The sequence below is a fragment of the Mycobacterium paragordonae genome (assembly GCF_003614435.1).
GTDB classification, from domain to species: domain Bacteria; phylum Actinomycetota; class Actinomycetes; order Mycobacteriales; family Mycobacteriaceae; genus Mycobacterium; species Mycobacterium paragordonae.
Map to the genome: position 1 here is coordinate 4,908,791 of NZ_CP025546.1, position 14,773 is coordinate 4,923,563.

The window sequence follows — 14,773 nt, forward strand, 5'->3', positions numbered from 1 at the left end:
CGGTCGCGCAATCAGTATTACCGCCCCCGTGGCAAGAGCCGGACAGCGACCCTAGCTACGGGACAGAGCGGCCAGCGTGCGATCCCAGAGTTCGCCGGCCAGCACGGGGTCGTACGCCGCGCGGTTGGCCTTGGAGACCTTGTGCGCGGAGTAGTACTCGCCCGGCTGCCAGTCGACGCCGGGGGTGCTCGACGCCAGCCAGACCAGTTGTTCGGCACCCTCGTCCACGGTGGCGGTGAACCGGGCCGTCACCGGGACGTGATACTTCATGAATCGCAGGAACCGCGATCCCGAGGCCTCGCCGAAGTTGGAGTTGACATAGCCGGGATGGAAGGTGGCCGCCGACACCCCGCTGTCGTGATAGCGCCGGTGTAATTCCTTGGTGAACAACACGATTGCGAGTTTGGTGAGCGCGTAGGCGATGCCGGGCCGGCGCTGGGCGGTGTGCTCGAGATCGGAGATGGTGACTTTCGGTAGCAGCCTTTGCGACGAACTGGTGGTGTTGACGACCGTCGCGCGGGAGTCGACCAGCATGTCCAGCAACTGCGTGGTGAGCAGAAACGGTGCCAGGTAGTTGACCTGATAGGTCTTTTCCAGGCCGTCGGCGGTCATCTCGAGTTCCCGGCACATGCCGCCCGCGTTATTGGCCAGCACATCGATGCGCGAGTACTCACTGCGGATCTTGTCCGCCAGCGCCCGCACCTGGGTCAGGTCGGCGAAATCGGCCACGTAATAGTCCGCGCCGAGTTCCTGTGCCACCGCGGTGGTCTTGGCCTGCGAGCGGCCCACCACGACAACCTTTGCGCCGCTACGAGTCAGCTGCCGCGCGGCCGCGGCGCCGATGCCGTCACTGGCACCCGTGATCAAAATCGTCCTGCGCGTCATATCGATTGCATCCTACGAGAGCGAGTACCGGACCGGCAGGTGCTTCAATCCCCCCACGAACGTCGCGGCGACCAGTTGCGGGTCGCCCGCCAACTCGATGGACTTCAGCCGGGGCAGCAACTCGGTGAAGAAGCTGGCGACCTCCATCCGGGCCAGCGCGGCGCCCATGCAGAAGTGCACGCCATATCCGAAGGCCACGTGTTTGTTGGGCTCGCGTCCGACGTCGAAGCGGAACGGATCGTCGAACACGTCCTCGTCCCGATTGGCCGAGACGTACGACAGCAACACCGATTCGCCGGCGGCAATAGGAACGCCGCGCACCGTCGTGTCACTGGCAGCGGTGCGCATGAAATGCCGGACCGGGGTGACCCAGCGGATCATTTCCTCGGTCGCGCGCGGCATCAGGCTGAGGTCGTCACTTAGTCGCCTCAGCTGGTCCGGGCTTTCCAGCAGCGCGTGCAGTCCACCGGAGATGGTGGCGCTGGTGGTGTCGTGACCGGCGGTGGCGACGATCAAGTAGTAGGACACCGTCTCGATATCCGACAGGGGTTCCCCGTCGACGCGGGCGTTGGCGATGGCGGAGGCGAGGTCTTCGGTCGGGTGCTCGCGGCGCGCGGCAGTCACGCCGTTGAAGTAGCCGAACATGTCCAGCAGCGCCGGTAGTTGATCCTCGGCCGTGGTGCCGCGCTTGTATTCGCTGTCGTCGCTGCCGAACAGTTCCTGGGTCAGCTTGAGCATGCGCGGGAAGTCCGCCTCGGGTATGCCCAGCAGCGACATGATCACGTAGAGCGGGAAATTGACCGCGACCTCTTGCACGAAGTCGCATTCCGGGCCGACCCGCATCATCTTGTCGACGTAGATCCTGGCCAACTCATCCACCCGGATCTTGAGCGCCCGCATCGCTTTTGGCCGAAACCAGTCCGAACCGATGGCGCGCACCACCCGGTGTTGTGGGTCGTCGAGATGGATCAGGGTGCGCACGCCGGAGGCGGTCTGCAGCTCGTCGCCCTCGATGGTCGCCAGCACCGGCCGCGGCCAGTTGGTGAACAGCGCGTTGTTGCGCTCGATGTCCATCACGTCCGCGTACTTGGTGATCGCCCAGAACGGCCGGTAACCCGGCACCTCGACCCGGCACACCGGCGCATTGGCCCGCAGGTGGGTGAGCGCCGCGTGCAGCCGTTGTTCATCGGTGTAGGCCTGCGGATCGGCCAGTAATCTGGCGGCCTCATCCATCGTCGGCGCGCTCATTGGCGAAAATCCTTCAGCGCCAGTCGAACACAGTCTTGCGAGGCGGCATAGAAGATGGGTAGCACCCGGTCGGTCACACCTTCGCAGCGGGCGCGCAGGGCGCTGCCTACTTCGTCGGCCGGGCCGACCACCGCGAAAGTACCGAGGATCTCGTCGTCGATCAGTGATCCCATGGCGTCCCACTCGCCTTCCTTGGAGAGGCGGTGCAACTCGTCGTGCAGATCGCCCCAACCGTGCAATTCGAGCACCTTGCGGTACGCGGGCGTGGACCCGTAAAACGCGATCTGCTTGCGGGTGGCCGCCATCGCGGTCTTGAGCTCGTCCTCGTTGGTGCCGGTGGCGACCATCACCTCGGCTGACACTTCGAAGTCGCCGCGGTCACGACCGGAACGCTCGATGCCGCGCTGCAGGATGGGCAGGGTTACGTCGGTCAGGTAGCGCTTCGAGACCATCGGGTGGCCGAGATGCCCGTCGCCGACCTCGCCGCACATTTCCGTCATCGCTTCACCGACCGCCGCCAGAAAGATCTTCGGTGGCGGATACGGATGCGGCTCCGGGGTGAACATCGGCGTCATGATCTTGTGGGTGTAGAAGTCGCCCTCGAATCGAAGCTTGGTGCCGTCCGTCCACGACGCCCAGATCGCGTGCAGCGCTTCCACGAATTCGCGCATCCGCCGTGCCGGATGGCTCCACGGCATGCTGAACCGCTTCTCGATGTGAGCCTGAATCTGGGTGCCGAGTCCCAGGATGAAACGACCTTGCGAGTACGCCTGCAGGTCCCAGCCCAGGTTCGCGACCGTCATCGGGTTGCGGGCGAACGCGACCGCGATATTGGTGCCCAGCTCGATGCGCGAGGTGTGCTCGGCGGCCAGGACCAGCGGCATAAACGGGTCGTGGCTCGTCTCGGCGGTCCAGCCGCCGTCGTATCCCTGGTCTTCCAGGGCGCCGGCCGCCTCGACCACCCGGTCCAGTCTGTTGGGTATGCCACCGTCGATCTTGAGGCCCCCGCGCACCATGAGGCAAAAGCTACAGTAAGCGATTCGGTAGGGTCAACGTCAACGCGGCGCTACAGTGAGCACTTCGACAGAAACTCTTCAGCGCCCGGTAGCGAGTGAGGACCACAGGCATGGCCAACTCCCAGGACTGGCAGGCGACGCTCGACGATCTCGACCGGCGCCGCCGGCACTCGCGCGGGATGGGTGGGACCGAGCGCCTCGACAAGCACCGCGGCAAAGGCAAGCTGGACGCGCGGGCACGCGTGGAGCGACTCGTCGATCCGGGCACGTTCCGGGAGATCGGCACCCTGGTCGGCGGTGACGTGGCCGCCGACGCGATCATCACGGGGTCGGGCCTGGTCCACGGAAAGCCGGTCCTGGTGGGCGCGGAGGATTTCACGACGCTGGCCGGAAGCATCGGGCCCGGAGGTAATTCCAAGCGTTACCGGATCGCCGAACTTGCGGTGCGCGACCGCGTCCCGCTGGTGATGCTGCTCGACGGCGCGGGCTTCCGGCCCACCGGGGGGCACTACGGGCGCACCCCCACCGACCTGCTGGCCCAGACGCAGTGTTCGGGGCGGGTGCCGACGGTGGCCGCGGTGCTGGGGCCCTCGGCCGGACACGGCGCCCTGGTGGCCCCGGTCTGCGACTTCCGGATCATGAGCCGTCACGGCACTATCTTCACGGCCGGCCCACCGGTGGTGAAAGAATCGACCGGAGAGGACATTTCGAAAGAGGACCTGGGCGGGCCGGACGTCGCGCTGCCCAGCGGGGTTATTCACAATGTCGCCGAGGACGACGAAACCGTGCTCGACGAGATCCGCCGCTACCTGTCCTATTTCCCGGCGAGCGCCTGGTCCTACCCTGCCGTCCTGCCCGCCGACGAGACCACGGGGCCACGCCCGACCCCGGAGTTGCTGAACATCGTCTCCCGCGACAATCGCCGCGTCTACGACATGCGCGCGGTGCTCGACGTGGTCTTCGACCGCCCCGACTGGTTCGAAGTGCAGCCGTCGTTCGGCAAGGCGATCATCTGCGCACTGGCGCATCTGGGCGGGCATCCGGTCGCCGTCGTTGCCAACCAGCCGCAGGTGCTGGCCGGTTCGATCGACGCCAGTGCCGCTGACAAGGCGGCGCATTTCATCCTGGTCGCCGACTCCTTCCATCTGCCCATCGTCTTTCTCGCCGACAACCCGGGAATGCTGCCCGGCAGCCGCTCCGAGCGCACCGGCGTATTGCGTAGCGGCGGGCGGATGTTCGCGGCGCAGACCGCCGCGACCACGATCAAGCTGCATCTGACGTTGCGCAAGGCCTACGGCTTCGGCTCCATGGTGATGTCGCTGCTCGGCTTCGACCACCAGTCGGCCACCTTCGCCTATCCGGGCGCCACGATGGGTGCGATGAGTGCCGCCGCACTCAGCCGCGCCTCCCACGCCGGCGAGGACCTGACCGCCAAGCTGCGCGACGCCGAGTTGCAGGCTTCCTTCCGCTCGGCCGAGGGCTTCGGATTCGACGAACTCATCGACCCGCGGGAGACCCGGGACGCGCTGCTGGCCTCGCTGCAGCGCGCGCTATACGCGCGGCAGGCGGTCCCGGAGCCGGTGACCCGCACCGTGATTCTGCCCTAGCGTCGGGTTGCGCTGGCCTACGTGCGGTAGGCGGCGACCACGGGTTCCAGTTCGTCGGGCGTGGCGCCGTGCAGAATCACCGCGTCGGCGCCGTAGTCGAATTCGCGACGAATCCGTTCGGCGCACTGCTGGGCCGATCCCGTCGCCGACGGCTCCAGCCATTCGGCGGGGATCAGCGTCGCGATGTGCTCGATCTGCTCCGGCGTGGCTTTGTGATCGATTCCCCCGGCGATGGACGTGACCACTGAATCTTCGCGGAATCGTTGCAGCACCGCAGGATCCCAGTTGTTGGTCTTCACCATCAGATCGCCGTACCCCTGCAGGTAGGTGGCCAGCCGGGCGACGGTCTTCTTCAGTCGCAACGGCTCCGGCAGGTGATCCCCCACCGTGGCGAAGCACGACCACACCCGCACGCTGTCCGGGTCACGGCCGGCTTTCTCCGCCGCGGACTTCACCGTGGTCACGCAGCGCTGCAACGTCTCCGGCGTGAAGTAGGTGTGCAGGATGACGTCGTCGAAGGCGCGCCCGCCCAGGGCCAGCGTGTTGGGGCCGAAGGCCACCAGGGCCAGGCGGATGTCTTCGTCGAAGTCCCGGTCCAGGAAGAGGATGGGGTACTTGCCCATCGGTCCGTCGTGATTGAAGATCACTTCGCCGTGCCACAACCGGCGCATGACCCCCGCCCAGTCCTCCATCTGCGCCGTTGTCACCGCCGGTATGCCGAACGCCCCGTAGATCGCCGCGATGCCACGACCGATACCCAGCGTGAACCGTCCACCGGACAGCCGGTGCATGGTGGTCGCCCACGACCCGGTGATCAGTGGATGACGGGTGTTGTGATTGGTTGCGGCAGTGGCGATCTGCATGCGGGTGGTCACCGCGCACGCCGCCCCGACCAGCGACGAGGCCTCCTTGACGTTCCAGCGTTCGGAGATGAACGCGGTGCCGAAGCCGAGTTCTTCGCCGCGGCGCGCCTCGTCCATCAGCGTGGCCGGCCCCTCACCGCCCGCCCCGGCCAGCAGATAGTAGCCCAGTTCGTCGAGCAACCGTTCACTCACTTCCAAACCCCTTGCTGGTAGCCGCAATTCCAGACCTCGGTGATCCGGCCGTCGACGACCCGGAACACCTCGATGCTGGCCACGTTGGTTTCGGCGCCGTCGGCCACGACGGCCGAGTCGTAGACGATGGCGACGTGCTCGCCGTCATCACCCGCAATGACGATATTGAGTTCGAAGCGCAGCGAATCACACACCTGCCACATTTCGGCGACGCGTTGCACCGCCTGGCGGTGGGTCAGGGTGTGAGCCGCGCCGACACCGTGCCGAATGACGTTGTCGGCGAACAACTCCTCGGCCAGTCGCAGATCGTGCTTGTTCCACACCACCAGGTTGTAGAGCTCGACGACCTCGCGTGCGGTGCGCACCGCGCCCATCAATCGGCCGCTCGCAGCGCCATGTCGTCTCGGACCTCACGCAGGAACCGCTCGGAGATGGCCTGCACACGGCGGGAGAAGACGTGGCTGACGTGGCCGCCGCCATACCAGTGCAATTGACCGCCCCACTTCTCCTGCAGGACCAGGGCCGGCTCGAGCATCGCCATCCTGTCGTGGCGCGCGGCGACGATCAGCCGACGGTGCGGCGGTGGTGCCGGGTCGGCCATCAGCGGGTCGATCACGGTGGTGAGTTGGGAGACCACTTCCGACTGCAGCAGCCGCCGGTATTCGCGGTGCGCCGATCCTGAGCGCCCGAGGTGTCGCGCGATCATCGCGTTAAGTCCCAGGATCGGCGTGTACAGCGCCACCGCGTCAACCTCCCGCTCGAGGTGCGATACCAGCGCGGACACCGGGCTGCCCATCGAAACCCCGGCCACCACAACGGTGCTCGCCTGCCGCTGGGCCCAGCGCACCACCGCCCGGATCTCCGACACCGACCGCATCATGCCGGCGACGTTGCCCAGCGGATCCATGTCCGGATAGGTCGGCCAATAGCCCCGGCGGCTTCCGTGGCCGGGCTGGATCGGCATCGCGACGTTGAACCCCAGCTCCCGGTAAATCCGGTCGATGCGCGACATCAGCATGTCTTCGGCGCCACCCTGGCCGGCACCGTGAATCCAGATCAGCCACGGCCGCTGGCCATTCGGACCGGGTGAGCGGTGGCGGCACAGGTGTACCGCGGCCCGCGACGGACCGCCGAATCCTTCGTCGACCAACGTCTGCGGCAGCGCAGGATCGTGCTCGAAGGACATCCGCTCGTAGTGCAGCCCGGCGATCCGATGGCGCTTGATGGCCCGCACCCGCAGCGGAGCCGGGTCGGCGTGCGCGCCGTCGATGCCCAGCGCCGCCAACTCCTGCGCCGCCGGGGCGCAGGCCTCCAGCGATCGGACGTTGCGCGGCCCGCTGCCCCCGAGCACCGAAAAACCGGTCAGCACAAGCTCATCGAGAAAGACTTCGCCGAACTGACGCACCCCCCGCGGGGCCGTAGGGCCCGATCGGGTCGACTCGTTGAATCCGGCCACCGTCCTGGGCAGCACCATGCCCAATTCCCGGCCGATACCGAGTCCACGCTGTGCCCACGACATGACCAATCACCTACCTCAGCTTGAAACCGGTGTAGCCGGTCGCCGCGATTTCTTCACAGCGCCGGCGGTATTCGGGAATTCCGCCGGTATAGCCCATGTACATCCGCTTCTTGCCGGGCACGTTGCCGCCGTTGTACCAGGAGTTGCAGGACGGGTGAACAAGCACCGTCGGCGCCACCAGCGCCGTGGTGTGCTCGACCCAATCCTGTTGCGCGCTCTCCAGCGCCTCGATGGTGCGGATGCCGTTGGCGCGCAGATATGCGATGCAGTCGCCGATCCACTCGACATGCTGCTCCAGCGCCGCAACGAAGTTCGTCGCCGCGCTCGGACTGCCGGGACCTTGGATGGTGAACAGGTTCGGGAACCCGGCAACCGCCAGGCCGAGGTAGGACAACGGGCCCGCGTCCGCCCAGAACCGGCCCAGCTCCATACCGTCGCGCCCGCGGATGTTGATGCGGCTCAGCGCCCCGGTCATGGCGTCGAACCCGGTGGCGTAGATCAGCACGTCGAGTTCGTACTCGCGGCCTCCGGCGCGGATCCCGGCCGGGGTCACCGCGTCGATCGGATTCGCGCGCAGATCGACGAGGGTCACGTTGTCTCGGTTGAACGTTTCGTAGTAGCCCTGGTCGATGATGGGCCGCTTGCAGGCGAAGGGGTGCGTGGGCACCAGCGCGGCGGCGGTCTGCGGGTCCCGCACGATGCGGGCCACTGCCTCGCCGTACAGTTCGGCGGCCATCCGGTTGGCGTCGATGTCGAAGAAGACGTCACTCCAGTTCAGCGCGCCCAGCACGCCCTTTTCGTCGACGGCACGGAGTTGCTCCGCTCGGGTGGCGGCTTTCACGGGCGGACTGCCCAGCATCTCGAGCAGCACAGAGAACGCGCTCAGCCGGGCCGCCCCGATCGGGTGGGCGCGCTGCGCCGCCCGGATCTCGCCGTACCGGGCCTTCATCGCATCCAGTTCACCGGGCTCGAACCGGTGCACCCGCCAAGGCAGCGTGTAGGGCGCCGAACGCTGAAAGACGAACAGCTGCTCCACTTCTCGCGCTATGACGGGGATGAGTTGCACGCCGGTCGACCCGGTACCGACCACCCCGACCCGCCGGCCGGCCAGATCCACGCCTTCACGCGGCCAGCGGCTGGTGTACAGGGACATTCCGCCGAATGACGTCATGCCGGGTATGTCCGGCTCCAGGGGTACGGACAGGATCCCGGTCGCCGCGACGACGAACGCAGCGGTGATCGTTTCGCCCGCCTCGGTGCGCAGCTGCCAGGTTGCCGTCTGCTCGTCGAACGTCAGGGCCACGACGGTGGTGTCGAACGCGATGTCGCGACGCAGGTCGAGGCGATCGGCGACGAAGTTCAGGTAGGCCTCGATCTCGGGCTGGGCCGGCATCGACTCGGTCCACACCCAGTCCTGCTGAATCTCCTCGGAGAAGCTGTAGGAGTACTCGATGCTCTCGATGTCGCAGCGCGCACCCGGGTACCGGTTGAACAACCAAGTGCCGCCAACGTTTTCGGCCGCCTCCAACACCCGGACCCGCATACCGAGCTCGCGCAGGCGATGCAGCATGTACAGCCCGGAGAAGCCCGCGCCGATCACCACGACGTCGGCGTCGGACGGCGCCGCGGTGCCGGCAACCGCTTCAGTCATCTCGCTCCTCGCGACACCGGATGGGTGGTGCCGAACTGCTGAAATCTATACTGTAACGAATTTAGTATCAGACGGCAGGAGGTGTCCGGCATGAGGGTTCCGTTCACCTGGAAGGTCACCGGCTGGTTCATGATCGGCTGGTCGCCGGAGTTTCCGGTCGGCGAGGTCCGGCCCTTGCGCTACTTCGGCGAGGACCTGGTTGCCTACCGAGACGAGTCCGGTGAACTGCACGTTCTGGAAGCGCACTGCAAGCATCTCGGCGCCCACATCGGCCACGGCGGCACTGTGGTCGGCGACTGCGTGCAGTGTCCGTTCCACGGCTGGCGCTGGGGGCCGGACGGCACCAACCGCTACATCCCCTACCAACCGGACCGGCCCAACAAGGCGTTGACGCTGCGGGCCTACCCGGTCACCGAGCAGTACGACTGCGTGTTCCTGTGGCACCACCCGCACGGGGAGCAGCCACACTGGACGATGCCGGACATCTTCGGCAAGTTCCCGCAATTCGAGACCGATCCGGCGGCCTACTACCGTGCGTACCCCGAGTTCTCCCGGCGCGCCGAGCGGGAACCGGTGCACCCACAGATCGTGGCGGAGAACGCTCCGGACAGCGCCCATTTCGAGTACGTGCACCACGCCACGGTGACGCCACGGGTACTGGACTGGAAGATCGTCGACCAGGAATGGCAGTTCGTGGCCGGCTGGCCGGATGCGCGCAGCGACAACCCCGACGATCTCGCGTTACGGTTCCACAGCCACCTGTTCGGCCTCGGCGGGGCGATCAGCGTTTTCGAGGGTGCGCAGAATCATCGGCTGATCTTCACCTGCACGCCGGTCGACGACGAGTGTTCGGATCTCTTCTACTCGATCTGGTGGCCGCGGACCCCCGGGGACAACCGCGAGGTGCCCGAGGGCAGGCTGCGTGAGCTGATCGAAAAGCAGTTCCTGTCCACCGTCTTCGACGATCTGGAGATCTGGCGCTACCAGAAGTACGTGGAGCATCCGGCGCTTTCCAAGGCCGACGCGAAAGGGTATATGGCCCTGCGGAAGTGGGCCCAACAGTTCTACGACGTACCGGCGGCCGGCAACGTGACCGCGTCCGCATGAAGCCCGCGCTTGCTCCGCTGGTGTCGCCCGGGCACACGGCCGTCGTCACCCAGGAATGCCAGGGTGCGGTGATGGGCCCGGATGCCGGGCTGGCCCTGCTGGCGGCGGAAGCCCGGCGCGTCGCGTTACCCAATATCGTGCGCCTGCTGCCCGCCGCCCGAAAGGCCGGCGTCCACGTCGTGCACTGCCTGGTAAGGCGCCGGCCCGACGGTCTCGGTTCGAACCACAACGCCAGGATCTTCGCCATGAGCGGCGCCGGCGTCGACATCGCACCCGGCACACCGGGTGCGGCCCTGTTGCCCGAGTTGGGCCCGGAGCCAACGGATTTGACACTGAACCGGTGGCACGGGGTGGGGCCGATGGGCGGTACCGATCTCGACGCGGTGCTGCGCAATATGGGTGTGACCACCATCGTGGTGGTCGGCGTCTCGCTCAACATCGCGATTCCCAACCTGGTGATGGACGCGGTCAACAAGGCGTACCGGGTCGTCGTGCCGCGTGACGCCGTCGCCGGCATCCCCGCCGACTACGGCGACGCCGTCCTGACCAACACGCTGTCGCTACTCGCCACCATCACCACCACCGACCAGTTGCTCGAGGCCTGGGCTGAAGGGACACGATGACACACACAGCCAGGACAGACACAGCCAGCGAAATCCGGGGCGGTTTCCCCGACGTGCGGCCACTGGACGCACCGCCCGGGCTGGAGCGCTACATCACCGCGCTGCGCCGCCTGCAGGACCTGACCGTGTCCACCAAACCGGATGCCGCGGCGTGGGATGCGGCCAGTGAGCAACTCGAAAGTGCTTGTGCCTTATTGGAAACCCATCGGGCTCCGGAGATCGAGGTGCCGGCCGGGCGCGTCCTGGAGATTCCCGGACTGGGCCATCCGCTGATGCCGCCATGGACCCTCACCGAGATGAAGTCCGACGGCGTCAGCATGCACGGACACTTCACCGCGTCCCACGTCGGCGGAAATCATGCCGTGCACGGCGGCATGATCCCGTTGTTCTACGACTGGCTGTTCGGCATGGTGGTCACCGGCGCGGACATCCGTCCCACCCGCACGGCCTACCTGCACGTCGACTATCGCAAGATCACGCCGATCGACGCGCCGCTGACCGCCCACGGCCGCGTCGACCGAATCGAGGGCCGCAAGGTGTTCATCACCGCGAGCATGACAAGCTCCGATGGTGCGGTACTCACTGAAGCGAGCGGGCTGATGGTCCGCCTGCTCCCCCACCAACCGTGATGTCGCGAGCAGACGCAAACTCGCACCCGTCGGGACTCCCGCGTGCGATTGTGCGACTGCTCGGCAGGAAGGAACCACGTGCCTGAATTCACTGTGCCGGCTGTTGCGGCGGCCGTGGCCGCCGCGATACCCGACCGCGAACTGGTGGTCCAGGGTGACAAACGCTTCACCTACGCGCAGATTGTCGAGCGATCGAACAGGCTGGCCGCCTACCTGCACTCCCGGGGGCTGGGCTGCCACACCGAGCGCGCCGACCTGCCCGGTCATGAAGCGGGCCAGGATCTGCTCGGCCTGTACGCCTACAACGGGAACGAATTCGTCGAGGCGTTGTTCGGCAGCTTCGCGGCGCGCGTCGCTCCGTTCAACGTCAACTACCGCTATGTCAAGAGCGAACTGCAGTACCTGTTGGCAGATTCCGGAGCGAGCGCATTGCTCTATCACGCGGCGTTCGCGCCGCGGGTGGCCGAAGTGCTGCCCGACCTGCCGAACCTGCGCGTACTTATTCAGATCGCGGATGACTCGGGCAACGACTTGGTTTACGGGGCAGTCGATTACGAGAGCATCGTGTCCAAGCCCGCCGAGCCGCCGCCGGTCCAGCACTCCCCCGACGACCTCTACGTGCTCTACACCGGCGGCACCACCGGCATGCCCAAGGGCGTGCTGTGGCGCCAGCACGACATCTTCATGACCTCGTTCGGCGGTCGCGACCTGATGACAGGGCAGTTCGTGAGTTCTGTCGAGGAAGTCGTGGCGCGGGTGACCGCCGGTCCCGGGACCAAGGTCATGGTGTTGCCGCCGCTGATCCACGGCGCCGCGCAGTGGACGGTGATGATGGCGGTGACCACCGGACAGACCATCGTCTTCCCCACGGTGGTCGACCATCTGGACGCCGAAGACGTGGTGCGCACCATCGAGCGCGAAGGCGTGGCCGTCGTGTCGGTGGTCGGCGACGCCATCGCCCGCCCGTTGGTGGCCGCGATCGAGAAGGGGATCGCCGATGTGTCGTCGTTGTTCGTGGTCGCCAACGGCGGCGCCCTGCTGACGCCGTACGTCAAGCAACGCCTGATCGACGCCCTGCCCAACGCCATGATCGTCGACGGAGTCGGGTCCTCGGAGACCGGCGCGCAAATGCACCACATGTCGACTTCGGGCGCGGTGTCGACCGGCACCTTCAATGCCGGACCGGACACTTTCGTTGCTGCCGAGGACTTTTCGACGATCCTCACACCGGGCCACGACGGCATCGGCTGGCTCGCCCAACGCGGCTACGTCCCGTTGGGCTACAAGGGAGACGCCGCCAAGACCGCCGCGACCTTCCCGGTGATCGAGGGCGTGCGCTACGCCGTTCCCGGTGACCGCGCCCGCCACCACGAGGGCGGGCACATCGAGTTGCTGGGACGTGACTCGGTGACCATCAACTCCGGTGGCGAGAAGATTTTCGCCGAGGAGGTCGAGACGGCTATCGCGTCGCATCCCGCGGTGGCCGACGTGGTGGTGGCCGGCCGGCCCAGCGAGCGGTGGGGCCAGGAGGTGGTCGCGGTGGTCGCAGTCGCCGAGGGCGCCAGCGTCGAGGCGGCGGAGCTGGTGGCTCACGCCGGTCAGTCCCTGGCCCGCTACAAGCTGCCCAAGGCCGTCGTGTTCCGCAGCGTGATCGAACGCAGCCCGTCGGGCAAGGCCGACTACCGATGGGCGCGCGAGCAGGCGCTGAATCCGTGACCCTGCGACAGGCGTTGCCCGGCGGTTGGCTGCTGGAGTCCTTCGTCTCCCGACGTCACGACGGCCCGGTCCGCCGCCCGTTCGGTGACCAACCCTCCGGTCTCATCCTCTACACCACCGACGGCCATATGTCGGCGCAGTTGACCCCCGGCCCCGGTCGCGAATTCGTCTCCTACGGAGGACGATTCGAGATCGACGAGGCGGCGGGAACGGTCACTCACCACGTGCTGATCGCGACGATGCCGGAGTTGTTGCTAGAGCCTCAGATTCGGTCCGCGCACATCGCGGGCGACCGGTTGACGTTGTTGGCGCGGCAAACCTCCGCCGACGGCACCACGCACAGCACACTGGTCTGGCGCCGCGACCGCTAACCCAACACCCGGACCGGCACGTTGCTCCAGCCGGCCACGTTCTGCATGTTGACCCGTTTGCAGCCGGCCCAATCGACCTCGTAGCGGGGCATGAAGTCGAGCATCCGGTCCAGCGCGATCGCGCTTTCCAGCCGCGCCAGCGCGGCGCCGAGGCAGCTGTGGATGCCGTAGCCGAGTCCGAGGTTCTGCGCTTGCGTGCGGTCGCGATCCATCTCGAACGTGTCGGGATCGCTCCACGCCAACGGATCTCGGTTGGCCGAAGCGCCCACCAGAAATACCGGTTTGCCGGTCGGGATGGTGGCACCGTGCAACGAGACCTCGCGCGTCGAGCGCCGGACGTTGTACTGCGCGGGCGCCTCGTAACGCAGCAGCTCCTCCACCGCGAGCGGGATCTTGCTGCGATCATCGAGCAGCTTCTGCCACTGGTCCGGATACTTGGCGAACACCACCGCCGCATTGCCGATCAGCTTGGTGACGGTCTCCGCGCCGGCACCGCCCAACAGCGTTGCGAATTCCGTGATTTCGACGTTGTCCAACGGACCCATTTCGCCGTTGTCGCGTTCGATCTCCGCTTCGATCAACCGGCTCAGCAGGTCGTCACCGAGATTTTCGCGCCGCCGTTTGATGAGCCGGTAGTAGTAGATGGCCATGTCGATGGCCGACTTCTGCCCGGTCTCACCCATTTCGACCTCACCAGGCCCGCGGTGTAAGAGGTCGTCGATCCACAACCGGATCTGCTGACGGTCTCGTTCCGGCACACCTTGCAAGGTGGTCATCACGTCTACGGGAAATAGCGCCGAGAAATCCTGGACGAAGTCGAAGTGCGCCGGATCCACGGCGGCCAGGTACTTGTCGACCACGCGCGTCACCAGCGGCCGCAGCGCCTGGATAGCCCGTGGGGTGAAGACCTTGTTGAGCAGCCCCCGCATCCGGCGGTGGGCGGGTGGATCCATCGCGATGATCGAGCCGTGCTCGGTCACGCAGCCTTTGCGCACCTGAGCGAGATCCACCCCGTATGCCGACGAATAGGTCTCGTAGTCCTTGAACGCGGCGGCCACGTCTGCATGGCGGGTCAGCGCGTAGAAGTCGTACTGCCGGCTGTAGTAGACGGGAGCCTCGTCGCGCATCCGCCGGTACGTCTCGTAGGGACTATTGAAGAAGTCCTCGGAGAACGGATCGAAAACCACCATGGCAGTGGTCATTAACTCGTCATCTCCCGCCTGGCCCGGTTACGGTAATCATTACAGTAATACAGACAAGTGCCGGTCGGAAGCCGACCAGACACAAACTCGCACCGAAATGGGCGCTGGAGTGCGACTTTGCGACTGCTCGGCGGAAATCCGGCG

General features: G+C 66.4%; 14 protein-coding genes. 6 read left to right on the forward strand and 8 right to left on the reverse strand.

Features of this window, described 5'->3' with window-relative positions:
- Positions 1 to 51: 51 nt before the first annotated feature.
- From C0J29_RS21990 to C0J29_RS22000, 3 genes are read right to left on the reverse strand one after another with little or no spacing between them, the layout of a single operon-like run.
- Positions 52 to 885, reverse strand: a complete 834-nt coding sequence (locus C0J29_RS21990) for an SDR family NAD(P)-dependent oxidoreductase (protein WP_120793563.1) — start codon at positions 883 to 885, stop codon at positions 52 to 54.
- 12 nt (positions 886 to 897) lie between these two features.
- Positions 898 to 2,118, reverse strand: coding sequence for a cytochrome P450 (locus tag C0J29_RS21995; RefSeq protein WP_120794894.1), 1,221 nt, complete (start codon positions 2,116 to 2,118; stop codon positions 898 to 900).
- Positions 2,119 to 2,129: 11 nt separating this feature from the next.
- Entirely contained in the window at positions 2,130 to 3,149 is a 1,020-nt protein-coding gene (locus tag C0J29_RS22000) for an LLM class F420-dependent oxidoreductase (protein WP_120793564.1), read from the reverse strand.
- Positions 3,150 to 3,259: 110 nt separating this feature from the next.
- On the opposite strand from C0J29_RS22000, the gene C0J29_RS22005 reads away from it, so the two are divergent.
- Entirely contained in the window at positions 3,260 to 4,756 is a 1,497-nt protein-coding gene (locus C0J29_RS22005; protein ID WP_120793565.1) for an acyl-CoA carboxylase subunit beta, read from the forward strand.
- Positions 4,757 to 4,773: 17 nt separating this feature from the next.
- On the opposite strand, the gene C0J29_RS22010 is transcribed toward C0J29_RS22005, so the two are convergent.
- From C0J29_RS22010 to C0J29_RS22025, 4 genes are read right to left on the reverse strand one after another with little or no spacing between them, the layout of a single operon-like run.
- A complete protein-coding gene (locus C0J29_RS22010; RefSeq protein WP_174814856.1) occupies positions 4,774 to 5,811 on the reverse strand; it encodes a TIGR03857 family LLM class F420-dependent oxidoreductase in 1,038 nt (345 codons plus the stop codon).
- Complete coding sequence (locus C0J29_RS22015; RefSeq protein WP_120793567.1) at positions 5,808 to 6,185, reverse strand: nuclear transport factor 2 family protein; 378 nt, start codon at positions 6,183 to 6,185, stop codon at positions 5,808 to 5,810. Before C0J29_RS22015 ends, C0J29_RS22010 begins: the two co-directional genes overlap by 4 nt.
- On the reverse strand, positions 6,185 to 7,330 hold the full coding sequence (locus C0J29_RS22020; RefSeq protein ID WP_120793568.1) for an alpha/beta hydrolase family protein: 1,146 nt from the start codon (positions 7,328 to 7,330) through the stop codon (positions 6,185 to 6,187). The genes C0J29_RS22015 and C0J29_RS22020 overlap by 1 nt, the downstream gene beginning before the upstream one ends.
- Positions 7,331 to 7,340: 10 nt before the next feature.
- Positions 7,341 to 8,981, reverse strand: a complete 1,641-nt coding sequence (locus C0J29_RS22025; protein ID WP_120793569.1) for a flavin-containing monooxygenase — start codon at positions 8,979 to 8,981, stop codon at positions 7,341 to 7,343.
- A gap of 90 nt (positions 8,982 to 9,071) precedes the next feature.
- Here C0J29_RS22025 and C0J29_RS22030 point away from each other — a divergent pair, with 90 nt between their 5' ends.
- The 5 genes from C0J29_RS22030 (at position 9,072) to C0J29_RS22050 (ending at position 13,427) form a co-directional block, all read left to right on the forward strand.
- Positions 9,072 to 10,088: a Rieske 2Fe-2S domain-containing protein gene (locus C0J29_RS22030; RefSeq protein WP_065163158.1), complete on the forward strand. Its 1,017-nt coding sequence runs from the start codon at positions 9,072 to 9,074 to the stop codon at positions 10,086 to 10,088.
- Positions 10,085 to 10,711: a cysteine hydrolase family protein gene (locus C0J29_RS22035; protein ID WP_065044929.1), complete on the forward strand. Its 627-nt coding sequence runs from the start codon at positions 10,085 to 10,087 to the stop codon at positions 10,709 to 10,711. The genes C0J29_RS22030 and C0J29_RS22035 overlap by 4 nt, the downstream gene beginning before the upstream one ends.
- Entirely contained in the window at positions 10,708 to 11,340 is a 633-nt protein-coding gene (locus C0J29_RS22040) for a PaaI family thioesterase (RefSeq protein ID WP_120793570.1), read from the forward strand. Before C0J29_RS22035 ends, C0J29_RS22040 begins: the two co-directional genes overlap by 4 nt.
- Positions 11,341 to 11,418: 78 nt before the next feature.
- On the forward strand, positions 11,419 to 13,056 hold the full coding sequence (locus tag C0J29_RS22045; protein WP_065163156.1) for an acyl-CoA synthetase: 1,638 nt from the start codon (positions 11,419 to 11,421) through the stop codon (positions 13,054 to 13,056).
- Positions 13,053 to 13,427 (forward strand): lipocalin-like domain-containing protein, encoded by a 375-nt coding sequence (locus C0J29_RS22050; protein ID WP_242460519.1) that lies wholly within the window; start codon positions 13,053 to 13,055, stop codon positions 13,425 to 13,427. The genes C0J29_RS22045 and C0J29_RS22050 overlap by 4 nt, the downstream gene beginning before the upstream one ends.
- Here the strand turns inward: C0J29_RS22050 and C0J29_RS22055 are convergent.
- Positions 13,424 to 14,629: a cytochrome P450 gene (locus tag C0J29_RS22055; RefSeq protein ID WP_120793572.1), complete on the reverse strand. Its 1,206-nt coding sequence runs from the start codon at positions 14,627 to 14,629 to the stop codon at positions 13,424 to 13,426. The genes C0J29_RS22050 and C0J29_RS22055 overlap by 4 nt on opposite strands.
- Positions 14,630 to 14,773 lie beyond the last annotated feature (144 nt).